This is a genomic window from Comamonas sp. E6, assembly GCF_001010305.1.
Lineage (GTDB): Bacteria > Pseudomonadota > Gammaproteobacteria > Burkholderiales > Burkholderiaceae_C > Comamonas > Comamonas thiooxydans.
Genome location: NZ_BBXH01000031.1, coordinates 1 through 26,049, shown reverse-complemented (window position 1 = coordinate 26,049; position 26,049 = coordinate 1). Strand labels below are relative to the sequence as shown.

20 protein-coding genes are annotated in these 26,049 nt (G+C 62.4%); 11 read left to right on the top strand and 9 right to left on the bottom strand.

What is annotated here, in order from left to right; all coding sequences use genetic code 11:
* The first annotated feature begins 2 nt into the window (after positions 1-2).
* The 4 genes from pstB (at position 3) to phoR (ending at position 3,669) form a co-directional block, all read left to right on the top strand.
* Entirely contained in the window at positions 3-779 is a 777-nt protein-coding gene (gene pstB / locus CSE6_RS22815; RefSeq protein ID WP_003067324.1) for a phosphate ABC transporter ATP-binding protein PstB, read from the top strand.
* 10 nt (positions 780-789) lie between these two features.
* Positions 790-1,491: a phosphate signaling complex protein PhoU gene (gene phoU, locus CSE6_RS22810; protein ID WP_003067322.1), complete on the top strand. Its 702-nt coding sequence runs from the start codon at positions 790-792 to the stop codon at positions 1,489-1,491.
* An 18-nt stretch (positions 1,492-1,509) separates the two neighbouring features.
* Positions 1,510-2,205, top strand: coding sequence for a phosphate regulon transcriptional regulator PhoB (gene phoB, locus CSE6_RS22805; RefSeq protein WP_003053455.1), 696 nt, complete (start codon positions 1,510-1,512; stop codon positions 2,203-2,205).
* Between the two features lie 87 nt (positions 2,206-2,292).
* The gene (gene phoR, locus CSE6_RS22800; RefSeq protein ID WP_034358714.1) at positions 2,293-3,669 is read left to right on the top strand and encodes a phosphate regulon sensor histidine kinase PhoR; all 1,377 of its coding nucleotides are present in this window, start codon (positions 2,293-2,295) and stop codon (positions 3,667-3,669) included.
* On the opposite strand, the gene CSE6_RS22795 is transcribed toward phoR, so the two are convergent.
* The 3 genes from CSE6_RS22795 to CSE6_RS22785 form a co-directional block, all read right to left on the bottom strand.
* Positions 3,666-5,039: an MATE family efflux transporter gene (locus CSE6_RS22795; protein ID WP_059441568.1), complete on the bottom strand. Its 1,374-nt coding sequence runs from the start codon at positions 5,037-5,039 to the stop codon at positions 3,666-3,668. The two genes, phoR and CSE6_RS22795, sit on opposite strands and share 4 nt — an antisense overlap.
* On the bottom strand, positions 5,036-6,760 hold the full coding sequence (locus tag CSE6_RS22790) for a hypothetical protein (protein WP_034392662.1): 1,725 nt from the start codon (positions 6,758-6,760) through the stop codon (positions 5,036-5,038). The genes CSE6_RS22795 and CSE6_RS22790 overlap by 4 nt, the downstream gene beginning before the upstream one ends.
* Positions 6,761-6,935: 175 nt before the next feature.
* Entirely contained in the window at positions 6,936-7,181 is a 246-nt protein-coding gene (locus tag CSE6_RS22785) for a type B 50S ribosomal protein L31 (protein WP_003053459.1), read from the bottom strand.
* A 356-nt stretch (positions 7,182-7,537) separates the two neighbouring features.
* Between CSE6_RS22785 and CSE6_RS22780 the strand changes: the two genes are divergently transcribed.
* From CSE6_RS22780 to CSE6_RS22760, 5 genes are all read left to right on the top strand, one after another.
* Entirely contained in the window at positions 7,538-9,241 is a 1,704-nt protein-coding gene (locus CSE6_RS22780; protein WP_059441567.1) for an alpha/beta hydrolase, read from the top strand.
* 87 nt (positions 9,242-9,328) lie between these two features.
* Positions 9,329-9,802, top strand: a complete 474-nt coding sequence (locus CSE6_RS22775) for a phasin family protein (RefSeq protein ID WP_045840068.1) — start codon at positions 9,329-9,331, stop codon at positions 9,800-9,802.
* A 183-nt stretch (positions 9,803-9,985) separates the two neighbouring features.
* The gene (locus CSE6_RS22770; protein ID WP_059441566.1) at positions 9,986-12,304 is read left to right on the top strand and encodes a DUF3141 domain-containing protein; all 2,319 of its coding nucleotides are present in this window, start codon (positions 9,986-9,988) and stop codon (positions 12,302-12,304) included.
* Positions 12,301-13,422, top strand: coding sequence for a bifunctional enoyl-CoA hydratase/phosphate acetyltransferase (locus CSE6_RS22765; protein ID WP_083994800.1), 1,122 nt, complete (start codon positions 12,301-12,303; stop codon positions 13,420-13,422). The genes CSE6_RS22770 and CSE6_RS22765 overlap by 4 nt, the downstream gene beginning before the upstream one ends.
* Positions 13,423-13,493: 71 nt before the next feature.
* Positions 13,494-14,690 carry an acetate/propionate family kinase gene (locus CSE6_RS22760; protein ID WP_059441578.1) on the top strand — a complete coding sequence of 399 codons (1,197 nt, stop codon included), beginning with the start codon at positions 13,494-13,496 and terminating at the stop codon, positions 14,688-14,690.
* Between the two features lie 281 nt (positions 14,691-14,971).
* On the opposite strand, the gene CSE6_RS22755 is transcribed toward CSE6_RS22760, so the two are convergent.
* From CSE6_RS22755 to trxA, 6 genes are all read right to left on the bottom strand, one after another.
* Positions 14,972-16,099 (bottom strand): ABC transporter permease, encoded by a 1,128-nt coding sequence (locus tag CSE6_RS22755; protein WP_034358702.1) that lies wholly within the window; start codon positions 16,097-16,099, stop codon positions 14,972-14,974.
* A gap of 159 nt (positions 16,100-16,258) precedes the next feature.
* Positions 16,259-19,045: a ribosome-associated ATPase/putative transporter RbbA gene (rbbA, locus tag CSE6_RS22750; protein WP_059441565.1), complete on the bottom strand. Its 2,787-nt coding sequence runs from the start codon at positions 19,043-19,045 to the stop codon at positions 16,259-16,261.
* Positions 19,046-19,065: 20 nt separating this feature from the next.
* The gene (locus tag CSE6_RS22745; protein ID WP_034379307.1) at positions 19,066-20,145 is read right to left on the bottom strand and encodes an HlyD family secretion protein; all 1,080 of its coding nucleotides are present in this window, start codon (positions 20,143-20,145) and stop codon (positions 19,066-19,068) included.
* A 10-nt stretch (positions 20,146-20,155) separates the two neighbouring features.
* Positions 20,156-21,598, bottom strand: a complete 1,443-nt coding sequence (locus CSE6_RS22740; protein ID WP_059441564.1) for an efflux transporter outer membrane subunit — start codon at positions 21,596-21,598, stop codon at positions 20,156-20,158.
* Between the two features lie 230 nt (positions 21,599-21,828).
* Entirely contained in the window at positions 21,829-23,091 is a 1,263-nt protein-coding gene (gene rho / locus CSE6_RS22735) for a transcription termination factor Rho (RefSeq protein WP_012839098.1), read from the bottom strand.
* Between the two features lie 285 nt (positions 23,092-23,376).
* Positions 23,377-23,706 carry a thioredoxin TrxA gene (gene trxA / locus CSE6_RS22730; RefSeq protein WP_003053480.1) on the bottom strand — a complete coding sequence of 110 codons (330 nt, stop codon included), beginning with the start codon at positions 23,704-23,706 and terminating at the stop codon, positions 23,377-23,379.
* Positions 23,707-23,919: 213 nt separating this feature from the next.
* Between trxA and CSE6_RS22725 the strand changes: the two genes are divergently transcribed.
* Both CSE6_RS22725 and CSE6_RS22720 read left to right on the top strand, forming a co-directional pair.
* Positions 23,920-25,206, top strand: a complete 1,287-nt coding sequence (locus CSE6_RS22725; RefSeq protein WP_083994799.1) for a TIGR03862 family flavoprotein — start codon at positions 23,920-23,922, stop codon at positions 25,204-25,206.
* Positions 25,207-25,688: 482 nt separating this feature from the next.
* The gene (locus CSE6_RS22720) at positions 25,689-26,003 is read left to right on the top strand and encodes a hypothetical protein (protein ID WP_003067300.1); all 315 of its coding nucleotides are present in this window, start codon (positions 25,689-25,691) and stop codon (positions 26,001-26,003) included.
* Positions 26,004-26,049: the final 46 nt, after the last annotated feature.

The window sequence follows — 26,049 nt, the reverse complement described above, 5'->3', positions numbered from 1 at the left end:
TCATGACTGCAATCACTGCTCCCGCCAACATCAAGCTGGCCGTGCGCGACCTGAACTTCTACTACGGCAAGTTTCACGCGCTGAAGAACATCAACCTCGATATTCCTGAGAAGAAGGTCACGGCCTTCATCGGCCCCTCGGGCTGCGGCAAGTCCACGCTGCTGCGCACCTTCAACCGCATGTTCGAGCTCTATCCCGAGCAGCGCGCCGAAGGTCAGATCATGCTGGACGGCGACAATCTGCTGACCAGCAAGCAGGATGTGGCACTGATTCGTGCCAAGGTCGGCATGGTGTTCCAGAAGCCCACGCCGTTTCCCATGTCCATCTATGACAACATCGCTTTCGGTGTGAAGCTGTTCGAGAATCTCAACGCCTCGGACATGGACGACCGCGTGGAGTGGGCACTGCGCAAGGCAGCGCTGTGGAATGAAGTCAAGGACAAGCTGCAGCAAAGCGGCTCGGGCCTGTCGGGCGGTCAGCAGCAGCGTCTGTGCATCGCGCGCGGCATTGCCATCAAGCCCGAAGTGCTGCTGCTGGACGAGCCCTGCTCGGCGCTGGACCCCATCTCCACGGCCAAGATCGAGGAGCTGATCGCGGAGCTGAAGAACGACTACACCGTGGTCATCGTGACACACAACATGCAGCAGGCCGCCCGTTGCAGCGACTACACGGCCTATATGTATCTGGGGGATCTGGTGGAGTTTGGCGACACCGAAAAAATGTTCTTCAAGCCCCAGCGCAAGGAAACGGAAGACTACATCACAGGCCGCTTCGGCTAAGGACTTAAAAATGACAGAAAAACATTTGTCCACGCAGTTCGACTCCGAACTCAATCGTGTCTCGGCACGCGTCATGGAGCTGGGCGGTCTGGTCGAGTCGCAGATCAGCAATGCCGTCTACGCACTGACCAGCTTCAGCACCGAAGCGGTTGAGCAGGTCATCAGCACCGAGCAGCGCGTCAACGCCATGGAGGTCGAGATCGACCATGAGCTGTCGTCCATCATTGCGCGCCGCCAACCCACGGCCCGCGACCTGCGCCTGCTGATCGCCTTCTCCAAGGCCACGGCCAATCTGGAGCGCATGGGCGACGAAGCCTGCAAGATGGCCCGCATGGTCAAGTCCATCATCGAAAGCGGCGCTGCCCGTTCGCTGCCCAGCGGCGAGTTGCGCATGGCTGCACAGATGGCCTCCGAGCTGCTGCGCAAGACCCTGGATGCCTTCGCACGACTGGACACCAAGGCGGCGGTTGCCATCTTGCGTGAAGACGACCTGATCGACGAAGAGTTCGACGGCTTTGTGCGCAAGCTCATCACCTACATGATGGAAGATCCGCGCACCATCTCCGCCAGCCTGGACCTGCTGTTCCTGGCCAAGGCCATCGAGCGTATCGGCGACCACTCCAAGAACGTGGCCGAGCTGATCATCTACCTGGTCGAGGGCAAGGATGTGCGCCATCAGACCATGGCTGAAATCGAATCTGCGGTGTTGTAAGACGGAGGCTACTCAGGGATGAAGAAGATGCCCATGGTCCTCATCGTGGAGGACGAACCTGCGATTGCAGAGTTGATCGCGGTCAATTTGAGGCATAACGGCTTCCAGCCCGTCTGGGCGGAAGACGGTGTTTCGGCGCAGCGCGAGCTTGATGCCGTGCTGCCCGACGTGATTTTGCTCGACTGGATGCTGCCCGGGGCCAGCGGCCTGTCTCTGGCCCGCAAATGGCGTGCCGACAGCCGCACCAAGGCCGTGCCCATTCTCATGCTGACGGCGCGTGGCGACGAGCCCGACAAGGTGGCGGGCCTGGATGCCGGTGCGGATGACTACATCACCAAGCCTTTCTCCACCCAGGAGCTGCTGGCCCGTATCCGTGCCGTGCTGCGCCGCCGTGCGCCTGAGCAGGTGCAGGACAAGGTCAGCATTGGCGAGCTGGTGCTGGATGCCGCAGCCCACCGCGTGAGCTGGCAGGGCGATCTGCTCAAGATCGGACCTACCGAGTTCAAGCTGCTCAACTATCTGATGAAGCACCCCGAGCGCGTGCACAGTCGTGCGCAGTTGCTCGACAAGGTCTGGGGCGATCATGTCTTCATTGAAGAGCGTACCGTGGACGTGCACGTCAAGCGCTTGCGAGAATCGCTGGGCGTGGCGGGTGTTCTGATTGAGACCGTGCGCGGTGCGGGCTACCGTTTCAGCGCCCAGGCCATGGCCTGACAGCATTTCCCCCCGAACCTCGGCCCGGCCTGGCTGGGTCGTCAAAAATCACAACTGAAAGCAAATATGGGGTGGCGTGGTTTTCGATTGTTGGCTTCTCAGGTCGCGGCAGCCGTGGTGGTATGGCTGCTGTGGGCCTATCTGGTTGCACCCGGTGCGACGGTGCTGCAGCAATGCGTGGCGGCCATGACGGGCGCCTTGATCGGCGGCTGGATATGGTGGCTGGTGGACAGCTGGAATGGCGCGCGGCTGCTGCACTGGCTGCGCCAGTCGGAGCTGGGCGCGGTGCCCAATCTGGCAGGGATCTGGGGCGAGGCCAGCGTGCGCATGCGCCGCTGGATTCGCCAGAGCGTGCAGCAGGTGCAGCAGGGCGACCAGCGGCTCAATGACATTCTGTCTGCCTTGCAGGCCAGTCCCAATGGTGTGGTGCTGCTCGATGCACAGGGCCGCATCGAATGGTGCAATCAAATTTCCGCCAAGCAGTTCGGCTTTGATGCCGAGCGCGATGTGCTGCAAAGCATCGGTAATCTGGTGCGAGATCCTCAGTTCAGTGCCTATTTTGCGGCGCAGGACTTCAGCCATGATCTGGTCATGCAGGGGCGCGAAAGCACACCTTCGCGGCCGGTCAAGCTGTCGGTGCAGCTCTACGGCTACGGTGAAGGGCGCAAGCTGCTGCTGGCGCGCGATGTGACGGCGCTGGAGCAGGCCGAGGCCATGCGCCGCGACTTCGTGGCCAATGTCTCGCACGAAATCCGCACGCCTCTGACCGTGCTGGCCGGTTTTGTCGAGACCCTGCAGAACCTGCCGCTCGAGGAAGACGAGCGCAGGCGCTATCTGGAGCTGATGGCCCAGCAGGCCGAGCGCATGCAGCATCTGGTGGAAGACCTGCTGACCTTGTCGCGCCTGGAGGGCAGCCCGCTGCCCAGCAACAATGACTGGGTGTCGGTGGCGCAGCTGCTCAATCGCTGTGAGAACGAGGCTCGCGGCCTGTCCAATGCCTTGACGCGCAAGCAGGCCAAACCCCATGTGCTGAACTTTCCTGATGAGCAGGCACTGCGGCAGGCCGGAGATCTGGCAGGCGCAAGCGCAGAACTGCACAGTGCGTTTTCCAATCTGCTGGCCAATGCCATGCGCTATACGCCGGCCGGCGGGCAGATCGATGTGCGCTGGCAACTGCTGCCCGATGGATCGGCCCGCTTTGCCGTCAAGGACTCCGGCCCAGGCATCGACGAAAAGCATGTGTCGCGCCTGACGGAGCGCTTTTATCGCGTGGATCGCAGCCGCTCACGCGATACGGGCGGCACCGGCCTGGGGCTGGCCATCGTCAAGCATGTGCTGCAGCGGCATGGCGCCAGGCTCAGTATTGAGAGTGAGCTGGGCAAGGGTTCGGAATTCGCCGTCACCTTCCCGCCCAGCCGAGTGCGGGCGGCTGCAGAAGTGCCCGCCAAGGCACTTTCTCATTAGGAGGCCCTGGGCTGGGCCTGCGGCTTTGGTGGTCGTATGGCTCTGTGCAAAATGCTGCTGAAGGCCATGGCCGTGACAAACAGGGCTGCCGCGCTGCAAACCCAGAAGGGCATGGGCGTGGCTTGCCAGTCCAGCCAGCCTTCGGCTGCTTGCCATCGGTAGGTCAGCCAGTAGCCAAGGCCCAGGCCGCCGCCCCATAGCAGCAGGCAATAGATCACCAGAGGCGCCACGGTCACGCGATAGCAGCGCAGCACGAAAATGCAATAGGTCTGCACGCAGTCCGCCACGTGGTAGGCCGCCACGCAGATCAGCAGCCAGGATGTCATTGCCAGCACCCGCGGGGAGTCGGTGTAGATGTCTGCAATCCAGGTGCGAGTGATCAAGAGCGTAGCTGCTGTCGCAATACCGATGAGCAGGGCAAGTTTGAAACACTGTTGAATCAGCGTCCTGGCCTGGGCTTCATCATCGGCGCCGCGCCAGTAGCTGACGCGGGCGCTGGTGGCGATGGCCAGAGACAGCGGCACCATATAGCAGATGGCGGCCAGATTGGCGGCGATCTGGTGGCTGGCGGACGAGAGCGAGCCCTGCCTTGCCACATACAGGGCCATGAGGGTGAAGGAGGTGACTTCCACCAGAATGGCCAGGCCTGCAGGAATGCCCAGGCGGCAGAAATGGCCAAGTTGCCGCCAGTCAGGGCGCTCCAGCTTCTGCCAAAGCGCCAGCGGAGCATAGAAATCCTGAGTGCGCATCAGCCACAGAGCCACGGCAAACATGGTGTAGTTGACCAGCAGCGTGGCCAGTGCGCAGCCCACTGCTCCGAGGGGCGCAAGACCCAGCCCGCCAAAGGTGAACCAGATGGACAAGGGGATCTTGATCAGCAGCGAGATGAGTTGCAGCCAGGTGACCAGCTTGGGGTGGCCTAGCGCCTGGTTGAGCGCGCTGTAGATGCGAAACAGCAGCGCCGGAGGCAAGCCCCAGGCCAGTACGGCGAGATAGCGCTTGACCTCCAGTTGCAGCGCATCGGGCACGCCCGTCCAGTGCAGCAGTGCACCGGGCATGAGCAGCACCGCCATGCCGAGCACGCAGGCCATGGCGCACAGATACATGGACTGGCGCAGCGATTGACCTATGGCCAGGGGCTGACCGGCGCCGCGCTGCTCGGACCACAAGGGCAGAAGAGCCTGAAAAATGCCCATCAGCGAGGCATAGACGCTGATGAAAATGGCCGACCCTACGGAGAGGGCGGCCACGGCATCGTTGGAATAGCGGCTGGCCACGATGGTGTCGGTGGTGCCAAAGGCCATGACGGCCAGCTGCCCGGCCAGCACGGTGCCCGCATGCCGTCCTATGTACTGCAATTCGCCCTTCATGGGGCTTTGGGGTCGGTGTACTTGAGCAGTACCAGGACTTCCTTTTGGCCTGCCAGACGGGTGATGCGGCTGACCTCGCTCCAGCCCTGGCGCAGCTTGCGATTGTGATCGCCCGCCCAGCGGTCTGCGTCGACCAGCGCCCAGCCGCAGTCGCCTGGATTGCTGCGACGCAATAGCGCCGTATCCACATGGGTGTAGTAGCGCACGGCTGCAATCTGCGAACGGCCCAGGCCGTAGGTCAGCACGCAGCTTGTGGCGCCGTTCTGCCTGAGTTCGCCGCCCAGCTGTGTCATCTGGAATTCATAGCTGCGAGCATGATCCAGCGGCTCCATCCAGAGTGTGGACAGCAAAACCCAGCTCAGTGTGGCGCCGCCGGCCGGGAGCACCAGGCTCTTCCAGATGGCTGCACGATTGCGCGAGGTGCGCCAGACCACCAGTACAAACCAGCCGGCCGTGGCGATCAGCGCCACGATGACGGTGAGCCAGGAGATGCTGGCCTCGAACTGCGGAGCCAGACGCGCAATATTGGCGGCGATCTTGGGCGGGAATCCGGTCTGAAACGCCAGCCAGACCACCCAGATGGCAATCGCGGATGCCGTAAAGAACAGCAGCGTGAACCAGTCGATCAGCGCGCTGATGCTGCGGCGGAATGTGGGCAGGGCGAAGGCTGCCAGGGTGGCAATGGCGGGAAGTCCTAGCAGCAGCGCACGATCGGCCGGGGTGCTGCTCAGGCAGGCAGCCACAGGGACTGTGGCAAACAGCAGGGCGATGGACAGATGCGGGTTGTGACCGGGGCGTGCAATCTGGCGGCGCCAGACCCACAGTGTCCACAAAGCCAGGGGCCAGGCGGGCCAGCAGAACCACAGCAGCAGTTGCAGCAGGGCATCCCAGTCCTTGAACGAGTCCACCAGATGCCAGACCCATTGATGCAAGGCCGTGGTCAGGCTGGCAGCGAGCACCGTGGCGGCCAGCCAGGCTGCGGCCCAGGTGCGGGCCTGACGATGGGCGCGGCCGGGATTGTCGCCCCAGCTGCGCTGTGTGAAGGCGATCACGCTGCCGCCCAGTCCGAACAGTACGGAAAGAGTGGGTGCGCCGCTCAGGGCCAATCCCAGCAGGCCGAATAGCAGTGCCGCGGCTGACTTCCTGGGGTGATAGGCCATGGCCGCTGCTGCAAAAAACAGCAGCGCCGTGCAGCCCAGCTGCGTGACATAGCTGGTGGTTTCATGCGAGAGCTGGGCCAGGCCCAGGCAGGCAACCAGGGCCAGCAAAGCCGCATCGGCCATGGCGCGGGCATAGTCGATCAGCTGGGCTTCCCCGCCAAAGGCAAAGGCCACGGGCTGCGCCCCGGGGGTGCGTGCAAGGTAATAGGCTCCCCACCAGGTGGCGCCCAGGGTCACGATCAGCAAGGCGATGAAGGGCAGGCGCGCCGCCATCTCGGCGCCAAGCAGCCACTCGAAACCCTGCAAGGACAAGGCACCCAGCCAGTAGGGCAGCAGACCGTCCATGCTGGGAGCCAGGCCCGAGAGCTTGGGGGCCAGCCAGTCGGTCTTGCCCAGCGCCAGCTCGCGCATATAGCCAAAGGCCTCCATATCGTTGGAGCGCCAGGGGCCACGCATGACAAAGCCGGGAATCACATAGGCCAGGCACAGCAAAAGCAGGGCCCAGCGCGGCAGGCGGCGTACAGCGCTTTGGGCAACGATGGCAGGTGTGGGCTGGTTCACGCAGTCAATCCGGTAGCGGCTGTGCGAATTTGCACGGCCAGATCAGGCGAAAGCGCTTGAAGTCAAAGCGCTTGGTGCTCCGATGATAGGAGCATTGGGGTTCCGTGGGGCGGCACCCAAAAAAGAAAAAGGCAGCACGGTTGCCCGGGCTGCCTTTTCAGCAAAAAAGTAAGAATTACTTCTTGCCGAAGCGGTTGCGGAACTTCTCCACGCGACCACCCATGTTGTCCACCGACTTTTGTGTGCCAGTGTAGAAGGGGTGCGATTCAGAAGTGGTATCCAGCTTGAACAGAGGGTACTCTTTACCTTCGAAGTTTTCGGTTTCCTTGGTGGAAACGCAAGAACGTGTCACGAACTTGAAGCCGTTGGACATGTCAACGAACAGAACTTCGCGGTAATTGGGGTGAATGCCTTCTTTCATGATCTTTCCTTTGGTCAAGTGCGGGAGCCGCACCAGCCTGTCCGGTGTACTTTCCGCATAAAAGCTCTCCATTATTGCACACAATGAGAAAACAGTACCGCATGCGTCAGCAGGCGGTGGTGTGCGTTCAGCTTGCAAACCATGGCCGATAGCTTCGGCGGAAGGCCTGATCCAGGCAAGGCTGCAGAGTTCTTCTAGCTGCAGCAGCCTGGTGCTTGGAGCCGGCTTGCGCATGCCGGAGCGCTTCCGGCTGCGGGAGCTTGATGTGGCTCAACTCCCGGCAGGGCGTGACTATGCAACAACTTCTGCAGCGCATAAGATGTTGCGTTATTGCCATGCAGCAAAAAGGGGCCGCTATGGTTGACCGCGAGGCCGAAGCTCAGTTCAGTTCCAGCCAGCAGCTTGATCAAGCTGTGCGTGCGATGTGGGCGCAGCAGTGGCTGTCGGTTTCCCCCGAGTCTCAATGGCAGGCCTGGATGGATTGGGCCGGCAATCTTGCCATCAGCCCGGGAAAGCGTCTGGATCTGGCAAGGCTGGCGCTGGAGGAATGGGCCAGGCTTTGCTATGGCGGGCCACAGACGCAGGAGGCGGAGCGTCTCTTTCAGGCTCCTGAATGGGGGCAATGGCCGTTCAATGTCATCAGTGCGGGCTTTGCTGCTCAGCAGCGCTGGTGGCAGGCCGCCACCCAAGGTGTTCCGGGTGTTGAAAGACATCACGAGCGTCTGGTCGGGTTCTGGAGCAGGCAGTGGCTGGATATGCTTTCGCCCGCGAATTTTTTTGCCACCAATCCGATAGTTCTGGAACGTACCCTCAAAGAGGGCGGGGCGAATCTGGTGCGTGGCTTCCAGTACCTGATGGAAGATGTGCATGCGCAGCTCGCAAACAAGCCGCCTGCAGGTTGCGAGGGGTTTCAGGTGGGGCGCGATGTGGCCGTCACCGCTGGCAAGGTGGTGCTGCGCAACCAGCTGATGGAGCTGATCCAGTACGCGCCGACAACCGACAAGGTCCATCCCGAGCCGGTATTGATCATGCCGGCCTGGATCATGAAGTACTACATCCTGGATCTTTCGCCACACAATTCGCTGATCAAGTATCTGGTCGATCAGGGACATACGGTGTTCTGCGTCTCCTGGAGGAACCCCGATGCCGGAGATCGAGATCTGGGCATGGACGACTATGTCGAGCTGGGCTGGCGTGCTGCGCTGGATGCCGTCACGGCCATCGTCCCGGGGCAGAAGGTGCATGCCGCAGGCTATTGTCTGGGCGGAACCTTGCTGGCCATTGCGGCAGCCGCGATGGCGCGCGATGGAGACGAGCGTCTGGCATCGATGACCTTGCTGGCCGCGCAGACCGATTTCACCGAACCCGGCGAGCTGGCGCTGTTCATCGACGAAGCGCAGGTCAGCCTGCTTGAGGCCCAGATGGCCCAGCAAGGCTATCTGCGCGCCGATCAGATGGCGGGCGCGTTCCTGATGCTGCGCTCCCATGATCTGCTGTGGTCGCGCATGGTCAATCAATACCTGCTGGGCGAGCGGGCACCGATGAGCGATCTCATGGCCTGGAATGCCGACGCCACGCGCATGCCAGCCAGGATGCACTCGCAATACCTGCGCCGTCTGTTTCTGAATAACGATCTCAGCGAAAGCCGCTATCCGGTCGATGGCAAGCCGGTCTCGCTCCTCAATCTGCAAGTGCCCATCTTCTGTGTGGGAACGCTCACCGATCATGTGGCGCCTTGGCAATCGGTATTCAAGCTGCACCACCACACTGCGGCTGAAATCACCTTTGTGCTGACGAGTGGCGGCCACAACGCCGGCATCGTCAGCGAGCCCGGCCATCCGCGACGCCGCTACCAGTTGCTCACGCGGTCTGTCGGCGCGCAGGACGTTGTCGCCCAGCAGTGGCAGCAAGAGGCCGAGCAGCGCCAGGGCTCCTGGTGGCCGGCATGGGACGAGTGGCTCAAAAACAGATCCGGCACACCGATAGCTCCGCCGCGCATGGGCGGCACGAGCGGCGGGCCCTTGTATGACGCTCCGGGCCAGTACGTGCTCGGATATTGAGTTTTCAAAAGCCGTCTGGTCACGGTGATATGCCGGACGGTCCGCCAGCCTCTCGATAGGCACCACCATCACCATAGGGAGAACGATATGAGCATTCAAGCGACCCCCCTGAATCTGTTCAAGGCCAATGCCGAGCTGCAATTGCGCATCGCTCAGCTTATGCGTGAAAGTGGCCATCGCTGGCTGGCAGCCGCGCAGCAGACCAGTGCTGCAGGCATCAGTGAAACCACGGCGGAGCTGCAAAGCCTGCTGCGTGCCGAAGACTGGCAATCACTGGCCAGCCTGCCCGCCGAGGCTTTCATGCGCAGGCTCGAAGACCGCATGAGCGATGCCAAGAGCGCCAGCGATATCGCGATCAAGAACCAGCAGGCTTTTGCCAGCGGTCTGCAGCAGGCCCTGGAGACCTGGCAAAAATCTGTGGCCGAGGCCCTGCGTGCCGACGGCGCGCCCAATCTGCCCGCTTTGCCACTGCAGGACATCTTCAAGCAATGGCTGTCTGCCTGGACGCCGGCCACTCAGGACCCCGCTCAGGCCAAGAGCGGCAAAGCAGCGCAGAAGTAGGCAATCGGCTGGCGCAGCTTCAGCCCAAGATGGCGACGCTGCCGCCTGCGGGCCGGCTGGTCAGCTGGCTCTCCATTGCAAAAAATCCGATGTTTTCGGCGTTTTGTGGCGATCCATAAAACGCTGGATGCTATTGTTTTTGAATCTTTTTGAGACAGAAGATTGTGACTTCGGGAGCACGACATGAGCAAACCCAGCGGGACCAGTCCGTCGACCAACGGGTCTGTTGATCCTTTTGCATGGTGGCGGGCCGCCGGGGCCTATGCGGTGGATGCCGCTCAACGTGCTGTGCTGTATGCCGACATCGAGCGGCAGGTGGGCGACCAGTACCGGACCCAGCGTGAGGCCAGGATGCCGAACGTGCTGCATTTCCCCGCGGAACTCGTGATGTCGGGGCTGGACCTCCCAAGACCTGTCAACTATGGCCTGGTGCGCATTCAGGCGTCCGAAGACCGGCCTGCCGACCCCGCCAAGCGTCCATTCGTCGTGATAGATCCACGCGCCGGGCATGGCCCGGGCATAGGTGGCTTCAAGCCCCACAGCGAGATCGGTGCTGCGCTGGAGGCTGGCCACCCTTGCTACTTCGTCGGTTTTCTGCCTGATCCCGTACCTGGTCAGACGGTGGAAGATGTGATGCGTGCCGAGGCAGCGTTCATGCGTCGCGTGGCCGAGCTTCACCCCGAGAGTGAGGGCAAGCCGGCGGTCATCGGCAACTGCCAGGCGGGCTGGCAGATCCTGATGACGGCCGCTGTCTGGCCCGAGCTGTTCGGGCCCATCATTGTTGCCGGAGCGCCCCTGTCGTACTGGGCTGGCGACAATCCCATGCGTTATTCGGGCGGGCTCCTCGGGGGCAGCTGGATGACGGCTCTTGCCAGCGATCTGGGTAACGGCCGCTTCGACGGCGCCCATCTGGTGCAGAACTTCGAGCAGCTCGATCCGGCCAACACGCTGTGGAGCAAGCAGTACAAGGTCTATGCGAATGCCGACACCGAAGCCGAGCGCTATATAGACTTCGAGAAATACTGGGGCGGCTATGTCTTCCTCAACGATGTGGAGATGCAGTACATCGTCGACAATCTGTTCATAGGCAACAGGCTGTCGACGGCCCAGTTGCTGACATCGGACGGGGTGCGCATCGATCTGCGCAATATCCGCTCGCCCATCCTGGTGTTCTGCTCCTATGGCGACAACATCACGCCGCCGGCCCAGGCTCTGGGCTGGATCACCGATTTGTACGCCAGCGACGACGACGTGCGCGCTCATGACCAGACCATCATCTTCAGCACGCACGACAGCATCGGTCATCTGGGCATCTTTGTTTCGGGCGCCGTCGGCAGCAAGCAGCACCGCAAGTTCGCCAGTGCCATCGAGCAGATCAATCTGCTGCCGGCAGGCATCTATCGAGCCAGCGTTGACGATGCCACGAAGCAGGAGCAAAAGCTGCTCCATGATCCCTATCTGCTGAGCATCCGTGCCAGCGGCATCGATGAAGTGCGCGATATCGTCAAGCCCGATCCGGAGTCCGATCGCCGTTTCGACGCAGCGGCCCGCGTATCCGACATCAACCTGGCTCTGTATCGCAGCATATGGCAACCCTGGGTGCGTGCGCTGAGCACTTCCCAATCGGCACACTGGTTGCAGACCTTGCATCCCATGCGCCTGCAATTCGAGGCCTGGAGCAGCCAGCACCCGCTGGCTTGTCTGATACGCAGCAGTGCCGAATACATACGCGAACATCGCCAGCCCGTGGATGAGGCCAATCCCTGGCTGCACATGCAGCAGCGGTGCTCGGCCGCACTGGATCGCGCTCTCGATGATTTCCGCGACCGGCGCGACCACATCTACGCCCTGTGGTTCGACATGCTCTATGGCTTGCCGCTCATGCAGGCGCTGGCTGGGCATGCCTATGGCGAGAGCGCACCAGTGCGCCAGCATCCTGGCTCCACCCCCGAGCATCTGGCGCTGATGGCGGCCAGGCCGCAACAGATCGAGAGCAGCGTGGATCAAGGGGGCGTGCTCGAAGCCACGCTGCGCGGCTTGCTGAGCGTGCTGTCCCGGCGTCGCGCGGTGGACGAGCGCTACTACCACCTGGCTGCGCAATTGCTGGAGCAGCAAGCACCTGGGCGCTGGAGTCTGGCCGAGCTGCGAGCCGCCATCCGCGAGCAGACCCTGGTGATGAGGCAATGCGGCAGCGCCGCCATCGAAGCCATTCCAGGCCTGCTGAAGAACACGCCTGCCGACACCATCCGCAGGGCCGGCGAAGCCATCACCCAGATGGCAGCCATCGATAAGGAGCCCGGCGCCGAGGAGGATGCCGTGAGACATGCCTTGCATCAGGTGCAGGCCTTGTTCGAGCAGGCCGCACTGGCGCAGCAGCCCCGGATCCAGGAGCCTCTGGAGCTGGCGCCGGCTCCAGTGCAGACTCCTGCAGCTCCCCGGCGGGCTGCGGCTGCTGTGCGACGTAAACCGGCCGCACCACGCGGCAAGAAAGGAGTGCGATGAGTCAACCGAGCCCAGACATGACGCTGCAGCCGTTTGAGGGCATAAACGTCGGCGACAGCCTGCGCGTTACCGTTGCCTCCCGTGACGCGAGCACGCTGACGCTGCTCTGCGCCCACGATGCGCAGCCCCGGCAGCCATCCTCGCAGCAAGCGGTTTCCATGTCATCAGGCGGCGCAGCGCAGCCGCTTGACGTTGCCTCGCATCATGGCCTGACCCGGCTGCTGGCGGCTGTCAAGGAACTGCCGCCGGTTCGCGTGGGGGTCGTCCATCCCTGCGATGCCACCAGCCTGTCCGCCGCGCTTGATGCGCATCGGCTGGGGCTGATCGAGCCGGTCCTGATCGCTCCGCGCGCCAAGCTGGAGGCGGTTGCTCTTGCGCAGGGGGTCGAGCTGCAGGGCCTGCGCATCGAGGACGTGCCGCACAGTCATGCAGCAGCCGAGCGTGGAGCCAGACTTGCCGCCAGCGGCGAAGTCGAGGCACTGATGAAAGGCAGTCTGCACACCGACGAGCTGATGGCGGCTGTCGTTGCTGGTATTGCCGGGTTGCGCACCAAGAGGCGTGTAAGCCATTGCTTTGTGTTGCAGACGGCCAGCTACCCACGCCCCTTCATCGTCACCGACGCGGCCATCAACCTGGCCCCCGATTTGTTGCAGAAGGCCGATATCGCGCGCAATGCCATCGAGCTGGCACAGGTTCTGGGTGTGGCAAGGCCCAGGCTCGCCATCCTCGCCGCCGTCGAGACGGTCAACCCCAACATGCCCGCGACACTGGATGCTGCTGCATTGTGCAAGATGGCCGACCGGGGCCAGATCACCGGAGGCGTGCTGGACGGACCGCTGGCTTTCGACAATGCAGTCTCCATCGAGGCCGCGCGTACCAAGGGCATCACCTCTCCAGTGGCAGGTCAGGCCGACATCCTGCTGGTGCCCGATCTGGAAAGCGGCAATATGCTGGCCAAGCAGCTCATGTACCTGGGCGGCGCTGCCAGCGCAGGCATCGTGCTTGGCGCCAAGGTGCCCATCGTGCTGACCAGCCGCGCGGACTCGCGCGAATCCCGCATTGCATCCTGTGCGATTGCGCTGCTGCTCGCACATCACTACCGGCAGACGCCGCCCTGAAATACATGGCCGATGGCGCCGGACTGGCAAGTGCTGCAGTCTCTGTCCCATCGGCAGACAAAGGCCCTGGCATGAGCAATTCCGTCATCATCGTCCTGAACTGCGGCTCGTCCAGCATCAAGTTCGCCGTATTCGAGGCCGCTCACCCGCTGCCGCGCAAGCCTCTGTGGAACGGCAAGGTGCAGGGGATTGGCGGGCCCGCTCCCGACTTCGGCGAAACCGGCGTCCAGCCCTTTGCCATCGAACTGGGCGCAGAGCATCCGTATCGCGATGCGCTGCGCATCATCCGCGAACGCATCACGGCGCGGCTCGAGGACCGGCCCGTGGCGGCGATTGCCCATCGGGTGGTGCATGGCGGCAGCAAGTATTTCGAGTCCACCCGCATCGATGCAGGCGTGCTGCGAGACTTGCGCAGCTATGTGCCGCTGGCACCGCTGCATCAGCCGTTTGCGCTGGAGGCCATCGAGATCCTGTTGCGCGAGCGGCCCGACATCGTGCAGATAGCCTGCTTTGATACCGGCTTTCATCACAGCCTGCCCAAGGTGGAGCAGATCCTGCCACTGCCCTACGAATGGTGGCAGCGCGGCGTGCGCCGCTATGGCTTTCACGGACTTTCGTATGCCTATATGGCGACCGCGCTGGCCGAGCGTCATGGCGACAGGGCCAGGGGCCGCACCATCGTCGCCCATCTGGGCAGCGGCGCCAGTCTGTGCGGCATGCAGCAGCTGCAAAGCGTGGCGACCACCATGGGCTTCTCGGCCCTGGACGGATTGATGATGGGCACCCGCACCGGGGCGTTGGACCCGGGGGCCGTGCTCTATCTGATGGAGATCGAAAAGCTGACGCTTCAAGAAGTGGGGCGTCTGCTCTATCACGACTCGGGGCTGCTGGGCGTGTCGGGCATCTCGTCCGAGCCGCGCGTGATCCTGCGCCATGTCCGGGATTCAGGTGAGGCTGGCGAGCGGGCGCGCATCGCGCTGGACCTCTTTGTACGCCGCATCGTGCGCGAGATCGGTTCTCTGGTCGCTGCGCTGGGCGGGCTGGACATGCTGGTGTTCACGGCGGGCATTGGCGAGCACAGCGAGGAGATTCGCGCCCGCGTCTGCGCCGATCTGGCATGGCTGGGCCTTGGGCTGGATGAGCAGGCCAATGTAGCCCATGCACCGCTCATTTCATCTGCAGACAGCCGGGTACTGGTGGGAGTTGAGCCCACGAATGAGGAGTGGGTGGCCGCCCGCGATACGGTGCGAGTTCTCGCGGATTCATAGTCTTTTTGACGCGCATCGAGTGGCGGCAGGGCTTGAAGGCGCCATGCCGATATTCATGGCGGCACAGTGCTGAGGCTGGACGGTTGTGCGCCGGCTTCGCTCTCTTGCGCCGGACACTGCCTGGCCGCATCGATGCTCGCCTGGATGGCCGAGCGTGCCTGAGGGCTGTTCTTCCAGCAGCTGGAGCCGGTGAGGGCCGAGGCCTTGAGGTTGGAAGGAAAAAACTTTCAGCAGAAACCGGCAATACGCCCTTCATGGTTGCTGCGGCGCCCGGCCAGAACTCAGGCCATGCTCGACAAGGTTTTTCTGAACCGCATCAGCGACAGCCAGAACAGCACTGCGCCGATTCCCGCCAGCCACACAAAGGGCTTCCATACGGTTTCTATGCCGGCGCCGCGATACAGAATCGCCTGACCCAGCTCCACAAAGTGCGTGGTGGGTGCGAACAGCATCACATCCTGCACCAGCTGGGGCATGGATTCGCGGGGTGTCATGCCGCCAGACAGCAATTGCAGCGGCAGCAGCGTCAACACCATCAGCAGGCCGAACTGCGGCATGCTGCGCGCAACAGTGGCCAGAAAGATGCCCATGGCCGTGGTTGCGAACAGGCACAGGGCCGAGCCTGCCATGAACAGCAGCAGACTGCCTTCGATGGGCACCTTGAGCGCGCCGCGCACGACCAGATTGAGCGAGACACCTGCCGCCAGCAGCACCACGGCTCCCATGGACCAGACCTTGGCCAGCATGATCTCGGTAGGCGTCACGGGCATGACCAGCAGATGCTCGATGGTGCCGTGCTCGCGCTCGCGGATCAGCGCCGCGCCCGTGAGGATGATGGAGAGCATGGTGACGTTGTTGATGATCTGCATCAGTCCGCCGAACCAGATCTTGTTCAGCCCGGGGTTGAAGCGGGCGCGCAGCTCCAGGTCCACGGGCAGTGCGCTGGCTCCCCGGTGGCGCTGCACGAACTCGTTGACTTCGGCCAGCACGATCTGCTGCACGTATCCGCTGCCGGAGAACGCCTGGCTCATGCGCGTGGCATCCACGTTCAGCTGCAGCTCGGCCTTTCTGCCGGCCAGCACATCGCGCTGGAAGTTGGGAGGAATGGTCAGCGAGAAAGTGAAGTCGCCTGCATCCAGCCCAGGATCCACATGGCTGAAATCCACCATCTGCGGCGGCATGAACTGAGGCGGGTAGAACGCCGAGCTGATGCGTGCGGACAGCGGCGACTGGTCTTCGTCGACGATGGCAATCGGCGCCTTGTGCAGCGTATCGGGCATGGCCGTGGCCGCGGTGTACACCGAGGCCGTGAAGGTGTAGACGATGAGCACCAGCATCACCGGGTCGCGCCACAGGCTCCACAGTTCCTTGACGCCCAGGCGCCAGATATTCTTGAGGCTATGCAACATCGTAAAAGTCCAAGGTGTGCCGTGAAGCAGAAGACGCTCTGAACAAGCGCAGGCCCAACGCAGGGACACCGAGCCAGGGCCGCCCCGCAGCGAAGGTGTCGTCCCCCTCCCGCGCAGCGAGAGAGGGGGAAGGCGCGCAGCGACTCAGGGGGAGCTTCATTACTTCTCCTGCTTGGGCAGAGCCCAGATGGCCACGCCCATGATCACGGGAATGGCGATCAGCAGCGGCAGCAAGGTAGGCGCCAGATCGTGCAGGCCCAGCGCCTTGTTGAAGACGCCGCGGCTGATGGCGAACATATAGGTGGCCGGGTAGATCTCGCCAATCCAGCGGCCGGCGCCTTCGAGCGAGGACACCGGATCGGTCAGCCCCGAGAACTGCGTGGCCGGAATCAAGGTGCCCAGCATGGCAAAGAACATGGCGGCAATCTGGCTGCTGGTGACGGCAGAGGCCAGCAGCCCCATGCCTGTGGCAATGACGCTGAAGAGCAGGGCGGCCATGACGAGCAGGGGAAAGCTGCCGGTCATGGGCACGCCGAACACGAATACCGCCATGGCGCACATCAGAAAGAAGTTCAGCATGGCCAGCACCACATAAGGCAGCTGCTTGCCCAGTAGAAACTCGATGCGGGTCACGGGAGTGACGTAGAGGTTGACGATGGAGCCCAGCTCTTTTTCGCGCACCACGGCCAGGGCTGTGAGCATGGCGGGCAGCATCATCAGCAGCAGCGGAATCACGGCCGGCACCATGGCGGGCAGGCTTTTCACATCGGGGTTGTAGCGAAAGCGGGTTTCCAGGCTGACCTGGCTGCCCAGCTGCACGCCCAGTCGCTCGCGCGCCTGCTGCACCAGCCACAGCTGGTGCATGGCCTGGACATAGCCTTTGACGGTCTCGCCGCGCTGGGGCATGGCGCCGTCAAACCAGGCGCCCACGGCAACCTTCGAGCCGCGCAGTACATCACGGCCAAAACCGGGTGGAATCTCGATGGCCAGCGCCAGCTCGCCGCTCTTCATGCGCCGGTCCAGGTCCGCGTAGTCCTGGATGGGAGGCATTTCAATGAAATAGCGCGAGCCTGCGAGATTGTTCACATAGTTCTGGCTGATGGTGCTCTGGTCGCGGTCGAGCACGGCAAACTTCAGGTCTTCGACGTCCATGCTGATGCCGAAGCCGATCACCACCATCAGCACCAGCGAGCCCACCAGAGCCAGGGTGGCGCGCACGGGATCGCGCTGCAGCTCCAGCGACTCGCGCCACAGATAGCTCCACAAGCGTTGCAGGCTGAAGCCAGGGCCTTTGTGCGCGTCGGAAACAGGAGCTTGCTGCGCTTTATCTGTATTGGTATCAGATACTTTTGATGCTGAAGATAAGGCTGAGTCAGCGGTGGCAGCTTCTTTTTTGATATCAAGCACGGGCGCTGCCTCGCCCGAGGCCTCCACCAGATAGCCGATGAAGGCCTCCTCCAGGGTGGCCGCGCCGCGCTTGGCGGTCAGTGCTGCCGGCCTGTCGCTGTCCAGCACCTTGCCCGCATGCATCATGGACATGCGGTCGCAGCGCTCGGCTTCGTTCATGAAGTGCGTGGAGATGAAGATCGTCACCCGGTCGCGGCGCGAGAGCTCGATCAGCAAGCGCCAGAACTGATCGCGAGCCACGGGGTCCACGCCCGAAGTGGGCTCGTCGAGAATCAGCAGCTCCGGCTTGTGCACCATGGCCACGGCCAGAGACAAGCGCTGGCGCATACCCAGCGGAATATTGCCGGGCAGCGTCTCGCGCACTTCGGTGAGGCCGAAGCGGGTGAGCATTTCCTCGACCCGCGCGGGGATCTCGGTCGGCTCCACGTGGAAGAGTTCGGCGTGCAGCACCAGGTTCTGCAGCACGGTCAGCTCGCCGTAGAGCGAGAAGGCCTGCGACATATAGCCCACGCGCCGGCGCGTGGCCACATCATGCGGATCAATCTTCTTGCCAAACAGCCAGGCATCGCCCTCGCTGGCAGGCAGCAGCCCGGTCAGCATCTTCATGGTGGTCGATTTGCCGCATCCGTTGGAGCCCAGAAAACCGAAGATCTCGCCACGACGAATGCGGAAATTCACGTGGTCCACGGCCACGAAATCGCCAAAGCGCATGGTGAGATCACGCGCCTCGATGGCGATGTCGTCATCGCTGGTCTGCAGCGGCGGGATCACCACGGCGGCATGGCCGCGCTTTTTTTCCTCGGGCAGCAGGGCGATGAAGGCGGCCTCCAGCGCCGGCATGCCGGTGCGCTGCAGCAACTCGGCGGGGGTGCCGGTGGCCAGAATCAGGCCGTCATCCATGGCAGCCAGCCAATCGAATCGCTGGGCCTCGTCCATATAGGCCGTGGCCACGATCACGCTCATCTGCGGGCGCTGGCCGCGAATGCGGTTGATCAGATCCCAGAACTGCGCGCGCGCCAGCGGATCCACGCCGGTCGTGGGCTCGTCGAGAATCAGCAGGTCGGGGTCGTGGATGAGGGCGCAGCACAGCGCCAGCTTCTGCTTCATGCCGCCCGAGAGCTTGCCGGCAGGGCGGGAGAGGAATTTCTGCAGTCCGGTGCTCTGGGTCAGATCGTCGATGCGCGCCCGGCGCTCGGCCGCGTCATGACCGAAAAGGCGGCCGAAGAACTGCAGATTTTCTTCCACCGATAGTGTGGGGTAGAGGTTCTTGCCCAGGCCTTGAGGCATGTAGGCAATGCGGGGGCAGACGGCATCGCGGTGCTTTTTGCTGCGCATGTCGCCGCCAAGCACCTGTATCTCGCCGCCCTGCAGGGCGCGCGCGCCGGCAATCAAAGACAACAGGCTTGACTTGCCCACGCCGTCAGGGCCGATCAGGCCGACCATGATGCCTGCAGGAATCTCCAGGCTCAGTCCGCGCAGCGCCTGCGTCTTGCCGTAGGCGAGCGTCACATTGCGCAAAGTGGCTACATGCTGGGTCATGGCAAATGGGGACGCAACGTTCAAGAGGCAGAAGCGTCGTCGGTGCGCAGTTCCAGCTTGGCCGGCCATTCGCGCTCTTTATCGAGCTTGATCCAGGCCACGCCGGGCAGGCCTGTCTTGACTTGAGTCAGGTGCTTTTGCAGCAGGTCCGGTGCAATACGTGCCTTGACGCGGAACATCAGCTTCTGTCTTTCGCTGGCCGTCTCCACAGTCTTGGGCGTGAATTGGGCGGTGCTGGCGACAAAGGACACCTGAGCCGGAATCACATATTGCGGAGCCGCATCCAGCACGATGCGCACCTCGGTGCCAAGGGCCACTCGGCCTGCCACGGTCTCGGGCAGGAAGAAGCTGATGTAGACGTCCGAGACATCCACCATGTTCAGCACCTTGCCGCCTGCGCCGATCACCTCGCCGGGCTGGGCCAGCCGGTATTGCACGCGGCCATCGCGCGGGGCGGTGAGTTCGCTGTCCTTCACATCGGCATCGATGCGCTGGACGGTGGCGGCAGCGGCCGTCACCGCCGATTCCGCACCTATGGTCTGGGCCTTGGCTGCGTCGATGGCCGCCTTGGCGGCCGTGGCCTGGGCCTGGGCGGCCTTGAGCGCGGCCTGGGCGCCACGCACGCGGGCCCGGTCGTCGTCCAGCTCCTGCTCCGATGAAGCACCTTCGCGCGCCAGGGTCTCGGAGCGCTTGACGCGGCGCAGTGCTGCATCCAGTTCGGCCTCGCGCTGGGCCACCGTGGCCATGGTGGCCGCGTACTGGCTTTCGCGCAGCGCGATTTCGGCGCGTGCCGAGGTCACCGCATGAGAGGCGCGCTCACGACCGGCTATGGCTTCGCGCTGCTGAGCCTGCAGGCTTTCGATCTGCATGCGCGCCAGTGGCTGACCGGCTTTCACGAACTCGCCTTCCTGCACCAGGATTTCAGCGATGCGGCCGGCGTATTTGGTGGCGACGTCGATTTCGGTGGCTTCGATGCGGCCGTTGCCGCTGACGAGGCCTTCGGATGCCTGTGCGCTGCGCCATTGCTGCCAGCCATAGGCGCCCAGGGCGGCGGCGGCAACGATGAGCGCGGCGATGGTCAATTTCTTGTTCATGGGCATGGATTCGCAGTCAAGGTTGGAGGGCTGCAGGGCTGGGGGCTCTGTTCTGGCCTTGAGCCAAGTAGCCTCCACCCAAAGCGGCATAGAGAGCGACCTGGGTGGACAGCAGGGCTTCACGGCCCTGAACCAGTTGCTGCTCGGCACTCAGCAGGTCGCGTTCGGCATCCAGCACATCGAGATAGGGCGAGGCTCCCTGGTCATAGCGCAGCCGGGCCAGTCGGGCACGTTCCTTGAGTGCAGCGCGCTGATCGGTCAGCACCACGAGCTGCTGCTCGAGCATGGTGCGGCTGGACAGCGCGTCCAGCACTTCGCGCATTGCTGTCTCTATGGTTTTTTCGTACTGGACGACCGCCATGTTCTGTCGCACGGCCTGCAGATTCAGGTTGGCCTGGCGCTGGCCGCCGTCAAAGATCGGCAGCGAAATCGTGGGAGCAAACTGCCAGGCACGGCTGCCGCTTCTGAACAGGCCGTCGAGTTCGGCGCTGGCCGTGCCCCAGCTGCCGGTCAGCGCGATACGGGGCAGAAACGCGGCGCGTGCGGCGGCCACGTTGGCCTTGGCCGCCTGCAGCCCGTACTCGGCGGCAATGATGTCGGGGCGCTGTATCAGCAGATCGGACGGCAGGCCTTCGGGAATCGGTTTCAGGATCCCGGCGGTGGAGCTGCTCTTTGGCAAGCGGTCTGCATCCATTCCCGTGAGCTGCTGCAGTGCATTGGCCTGCAGCGCGCGTTGCTGTGCCAGCTGGGTGCCTATGGCCTTGGCCTGGTGAACCAGAGTCTGTACCTGCGTGAGCGCATAGCGAGAGGTGGAGCCCACCTCGGTGCGGCGCTTGAAGATGCGCAGCGATTCCTCTCGGCTGGCAATCGTGCGCTGGGTCAGGGCCAGGCGCTCATCGAGGCTGCGCAGGGCTAGGTAGTTCAGTGCCACCTGCTTGACGAGAGTGGATTGAACTGCATGCTGCGTGGCATCCAGCGCCAGATAGTTGCCTAAAGCAGCCTCGCTGAGGCTTTTGACACGGCCCCAAAGATCGAGTTCCCAGCTGTTGAGGCCGACAAAGACTTGCTGATCGCCGGCGACGACGGAGCGGCCGCTGGCGTTGAGGTCGGCGGGAACACGTGCTCTGCCATGGCTGCTGCCCAGGCCAACGCTCGGCAGTCGAGCAGCACTCTGTATGTCATAGGCAGCCTGGGCCTCCTGCACACGCAGCAATGCAAGGCGCTGGTCCTGATTGTGGGCAAGAGCTGCGCGAATCAGCTCCTGCAGGTTTTGGTCAAGGTAGAAGTCTTGCCAGGCAATCGATGCCGTATTTGCTGGCGCAGCGTTCTCTTGTTTTTTTGTCCACTCCTGAGGCCACTTGTCCGGCAGCTTGGCCTGGGCCTGTGGCTGCAGCATCGGCACCGTCGGGCTGCAGGCTGCCAGTGCTGTCAGCAATGTGGCTGCTGCCAGCAGGCGCATCGGTGTGGTGTTGTAGGGGGGTGTGCGATTTGCTGAAGGGGCCATGAATGCAGAACCTGCGACTTGAAAGCTTTTGGCTTCCGGTTATCGCAAGATTTGTATAGATGTGTATCCCTAGTATTGGGGGGTGGCTCGCAATTCAGTTTGAGCTAGGTCAAGCAATGGAGTCAAGCGCCAGAAACAACAAAGCCCCGCGAGGCGGGGCTTTGTTGTTTCGGTGCACGAAGGGCTTAGCCGCCGCGACGCATCATGTCGAAGAACTCCACATTGTTCTTGGTGGCCTTCATGTTCTTGATCATGAGTTCCATGGACTCGATCTCGTCCATGTTGTACATGAACTGACGCAGGATGCGGGTCTTCTGCAGGATCTCGGGAGGCAGCAGCAACTCTTCACGGCGGGTGCCGCTCTTGTTGAGCTCGATGGCCGGGAAGACGCGCTTCTCGTAGAGGCGACGATTCAGGTGCAGTTCGCTGTTGCCCGTGCCCTTGAATTCTTCAAAGATCACTTCGTCCATGCGGCTGCCGGTGTCGACCAGTGCAGTGGCGATGATGGTCAGGGAGCCACCTTCTTCCACATTGCGGGCGGCGCCGAAGAAGCGCTTGGGGCGCTGCAGGGCGTTGGAGTCCACACCGCCGGACAGCACCTTGCCCGACGAGGGCACGACGTTGTTGTAGGCGCGGGCCAGACGGGTGATGGAGTCCAGCAGGATGACCACATCCTTGCCCAGTTCCACCAGGCGCTTGGCGCGCTCGATCACCATTTCGGCGACATGCACGTGGCGGGTGGCAGGCTCGTCGAAGGTGGAGGCGATGATTTCGCCCTTGACCGAGCGCTGCATTTCCGTCACTTCTTCGGGGCGCTCGTCCACCAGCAGCACCATCAGGTGCACATCGGGGTGATTGGCGGTGATGGCGTGCGCAATGCTCTGCATCATCATGGTCTTGCCGCTCTTGGGCGGTGCCACGATCAGCGCGCGCTGGCCGCGGCCGATGGGGGCGATGATGTCGATGATGCGGCCGGTGATGTTCTCTTCGCCCTTGATGTCGCGCTCCAGGCGCATCTGTTCCTTGGGGAACAGAGGGGTCAGGTTTTCAAACAGCACCTTGTGCTTGTTTTGCTCGGGCGAATTGCCATTGACCTTGTCGAGCTTGGTCAGTGCGAAGTAGCGCTCGCCATCCTTGGGGATGCGCACTTCGCCTTCGATCATGTCGCCGGTGTGCAGGTTGAAGCGGCGCACCTGGCTGGGCGAGATGTAGATATCGTCGGTGCTGGCGGTGTAGCTGGTATCAGGGCTACGCAGAAAGCCGAAGCCATCGGGCAGGATTTCCAGCACGCCGTCGGCGAAGACCTGTTCACCGGCCTTGGCGCGCTTTTTGATGATGGCGAACATCAGTTCCTGCTTGCGCATGCGACCGACGTTTTCGATCTCAAGCGCTTCGGCCTGCTTCAAGACTTCAGACACGTGCAGTGCCTTGAGTTCATTAAGGTGCATGAAATGACTCCAAGCGTGGAGTGAGAATAACCAGGGGGGGAGGCGTAGAGCCTAACGAGACACTGTGAAAGTGGGCAGGCTTGCCTGAAGAAAATCCAGCGCGGCCCCATGCGGTGGCCGGCGGTTCATACATTATGACAGGAAAACTGGCGCAGCTTGCAAGCAATTTATCGAGGATTTGTCATCTGCAGCCTGTGCCGGGTCTATAGCAGATGCAAATGGGGGTGGGCAGCGGGTGCCCAGAAGCAAACAGAGCTCCATTGGGAGCTCTGTTTGTTGAATGCATTAGATATGCTGGTCGAGGAAGGCGGACAGTTGCGTCTTGTTCAGCGCGCCAACCTTGGTGGCGGCCAGTTGGCCGTCCTTGAACAACATCAGTGTGGGAATGCCGCGAATGCCGAACTTGGCTGGGATCTCACGGTTTTCGTCCACATTCATCTTGGCGATCTGCACCTTGCCTTTGTAGCCTTCGGCCACATCGTCCAAGATGGGGGCGATCATCTTGCAAGGGCCGCACCATTCAGCCCAGTAATCCACCAGCACGGTCGTGCCGGGTTGCAGTACGTCAGACTCAAAGCTTGCATCCGTGATGTGCTTGATCAATTCGCTGGCCATTTGTAGTCCTGGATTTTCTTGAATCAAAAAGGTAGGCGGTCTATTCGCCTAGTGAGTTGATTGTGACAGAAACTCATCTCCCGCCACGGTGTGTGGCTGGTTGTTTGCAGCTATCGCGCTAATAGTGCCCGCAATATTGCAGAAATGCCGTCGGTGGTATTCTGCGCACCCTTTGGCGGCCGGTGGCTGCCGGCAGATTGAGGTGGTAGAAGTATGAGTGTCTCGGAGCCCTTGATGGCCGATTCCGAATGGGTCTGTGATGTGGCAGTGATCGGTGCCGGGCCTGCAGGCTTGATGGCGGCCGAGCAATTGGCAAAGGCCGGCTTGTCGGTCAGAGTGTTCGAGGCGAAAGCCTCGGCGGCTCGCAAATTCCTCATGGCCGGCAAAGGCGGTCTCAATCTTACGCACTCCGAGGAGTTTTCGAGCTTTGTCACTCGCTATGGCTGCCGCTCTGCAGATTTGACTCCCTGGCTCGAAAAGTGGGGTGCGAGCGAGCTTCAGGCCTGGGTCAAGGAGCTGGGTTTTGATACCTTTGTGGGGACATCCGGAAGAGTGTTCCCTGCGGATATGAAGGCAGCGCCGCTGTTGCGTGCCTGGCTGGTGCGTATGAAGTCGCAGGGCGTCCAGTTTCATATGCGTCACCGCTGGGTCGGCTGGGCAGAGGATGGCAAGCCCGTTCTTCAGACAGAAAGTGCCAGGGTCAAGATTGGCTGCAAAGCTTTGGTGCTGGCGACGGGCGGCGGCAGCTGGGCGCGTCTTGGCTCGGATGGCGCTTGGGTTTCGCTGCTGCAGGACAGGGGGGTGGGCATTGCCCCGCTGCAGGCGGCCAACTGTGGCTTTGATGTGGGCTGGCCGCAAGGGCGTGAAGCCGGCTGGAGCGAGGTCTTTGCTCAGCGCTTTGCCGGGCAGCCGTTCAAGTCGGTGGTTTTGAAGTTTGCGGACGAGCAAGGTGCCGGCTTTGAGCGTCAGGGTGAATTTGTTGCGACGCAGACCGGGGTGGAGGGGAGCCTGATCTATGCTGTCTCCTCCCTGTTGCGGGACTGCATTGCCCGCCAGGGCGCTGCGTGCTTCGAGCTGGATCTGTTGCCGCAGTGGAGTGCGGAGCGTGTGCAGCAGGAGGTGATGCGGCCGCGCGGCTCGCGCAGTCTCAGCAGTCATCTCAAAGGGCGTCTGGGGCTTGATGGCATCAAGGCGGGTTTGCTGTATGAGGTGCTCGGCAAGGATGGCATGGCGGACATGAAGCGCCTGGCATCCACGATCAAGGCAGTGCCTTTGACGGTGATCGCACCGCGTCCCATCGATGAGGCCATCAGCACTGCAGGCGGAGTTCGTCTGGAGGCTCTGGATGCGCGGGGTATGTGTGCCGCTCTGCCTGGCGTCTTCTGTGCGGGAGAAATGCTGGACTGGGAGGCCCCCACGGGCGGTTATCTGCTCACGGCCTGTATGTCCTCTGGTGTTCATGTGGCCGAAGGGGTGCAGAACTTCCTGCAGGGCAACTGACTCGCGAGCTTGTGCTTGTCTGTGCGGCGGGGGGCGCAGCATTGAACTCTGGGGCGATCCTGTCCTGATGGCGGGTGCTCTTGCCTGCCGCAGCGCATAGGCAGGCTAGGGTTGGCGGCAACTCGGCATTGCTGTTGCTATTTGGGCAGGCATCGAGCTGGGCCCCGGAGCATGGCTGCCATGAAGATCTTCAATCCGAGGGGAAGGTCCTTGTCCACCGGGCGATGCAGGAGCTCCCGGAAATACCCGGACATGTGTCTGATTGACTCTTGAGTTGGGCTTTGTGACAGGATGGCAGTGTCTCAAGCCCTGCCTGGGGCCGGCTTTGGGTGGGCGGCCGCAAGTGGCGGGCGCCCCTCCTACGAGGCGAACTCTTGCTGTGGGACAGATGTCTTGAACCGGAGACATTACGCTGGCAACATTGCTCCATCGGTTGAGGAGTCGTGACGGATTTGCGTTGTTACCGGAAAAGGAGGTTGGACATGTTTTTCGGCAAGATCTTCGGTTTTGGACGTTCCGAACCGCGCTATATCCGCCGTACGCGTGCCTATCTGCAAGAGGCGCGCATGGCTGTTCTGGAGCACACTATCGCGGCGGAGTACTACCAGTCCTCCGCTCAGATGTACGCCGAACGTGCTGCGCGACTGGAAGATGAATTGCGAGCCTGGGAGCAGGGCGAGCAGCATATTCCCGTGGTGCCGCATCACTATCCCTATGTCCCTCACTCTGCACACAAGGCCGTCGCCGTAGATGCGCCGCCCGTGGGTGCTTCGGTGGGCGTGGTGAGAGCTGCCTGAGCGGAGAAAAGAAAAAGCCTGTATGAATGCATACAGGCTTTTGAAT

What these genes read in the sequence shown, in the direction of transcription:
- pstB (WP_003067324.1), top strand. Translation starts at nt 3, where the DNA reads ATGACTGCAATCACTGCTCCCGCCAACATCAAGCTGGCCGTGCGCGAC.
- phoU (WP_003067322.1), top strand. Translation starts at nt 790, where the DNA reads ATGACAGAAAAACATTTGTCCACGCAGTTCGACTCCGAACTCAATCGT.
- phoB (WP_003053455.1), top strand. Translation starts at nt 1,510, where the DNA reads ATGAAGAAGATGCCCATGGTCCTCATCGTGGAGGACGAACCTGCGATT.
- CSE6_RS22795 (WP_059441568.1), bottom strand. Translation starts at nt 5,039, where the DNA reads ATGAAGGGCGAATTGCAGTACATAGGACGGCATGCGGGCACCGTGCTG.
- CSE6_RS22785 (WP_003053459.1), bottom strand. Translation starts at nt 7,181, where the DNA reads ATGAAAGAAGGCATTCACCCCAATTACCGCGAAGTTCTGTTCGTTGAC.
- CSE6_RS22780 (WP_059441567.1), top strand. Translation starts at nt 7,538, where the DNA reads ATGGTTGACCGCGAGGCCGAAGCTCAGTTCAGTTCCAGCCAGCAGCTT.
- CSE6_RS22775 (WP_045840068.1), top strand. Translation starts at nt 9,329, where the DNA reads ATGAGCATTCAAGCGACCCCCCTGAATCTGTTCAAGGCCAATGCCGAG.
- CSE6_RS22770 (WP_059441566.1), top strand. Translation starts at nt 9,986, where the DNA reads ATGAGCAAACCCAGCGGGACCAGTCCGTCGACCAACGGGTCTGTTGAT.
- CSE6_RS22765 (WP_083994800.1), top strand. Translation starts at nt 12,301, where the DNA reads ATGAGTCAACCGAGCCCAGACATGACGCTGCAGCCGTTTGAGGGCATA.
- CSE6_RS22760 (WP_059441578.1), top strand. Translation starts at nt 13,494, where the DNA reads ATGAGCAATTCCGTCATCATCGTCCTGAACTGCGGCTCGTCCAGCATC.
- CSE6_RS22755 (WP_034358702.1), bottom strand. Translation starts at nt 16,099, where the DNA reads ATGTTGCATAGCCTCAAGAATATCTGGCGCCTGGGCGTCAAGGAACTG.
- rbbA (WP_059441565.1), bottom strand. Translation starts at nt 19,045, where the DNA reads ATGACCCAGCATGTAGCCACTTTGCGCAATGTGACGCTCGCCTACGGC.
- CSE6_RS22745 (WP_034379307.1), bottom strand. Translation starts at nt 20,145, where the DNA reads ATGCCCATGAACAAGAAATTGACCATCGCCGCGCTCATCGTTGCCGCC.
- CSE6_RS22740 (WP_059441564.1), bottom strand. Translation starts at nt 21,598, where the DNA reads ATGCGCCTGCTGGCAGCAGCCACATTGCTGACAGCACTGGCAGCCTGC.
- rho (WP_012839098.1), bottom strand. Translation starts at nt 23,091, where the DNA reads ATGCACCTTAATGAACTCAAGGCACTGCACGTGTCTGAAGTCTTGAAG.
- trxA (WP_003053480.1), bottom strand. Translation starts at nt 23,706, where the DNA reads ATGGCCAGCGAATTGATCAAGCACATCACGGATGCAAGCTTTGAGTCT.
- CSE6_RS22725 (WP_083994799.1), top strand. Translation starts at nt 23,920, where the DNA reads ATGAGTGTCTCGGAGCCCTTGATGGCCGATTCCGAATGGGTCTGTGAT.
- CSE6_RS22720 (WP_003067300.1), top strand. Translation starts at nt 25,689, where the DNA reads ATGTTTTTCGGCAAGATCTTCGGTTTTGGACGTTCCGAACCGCGCTAT.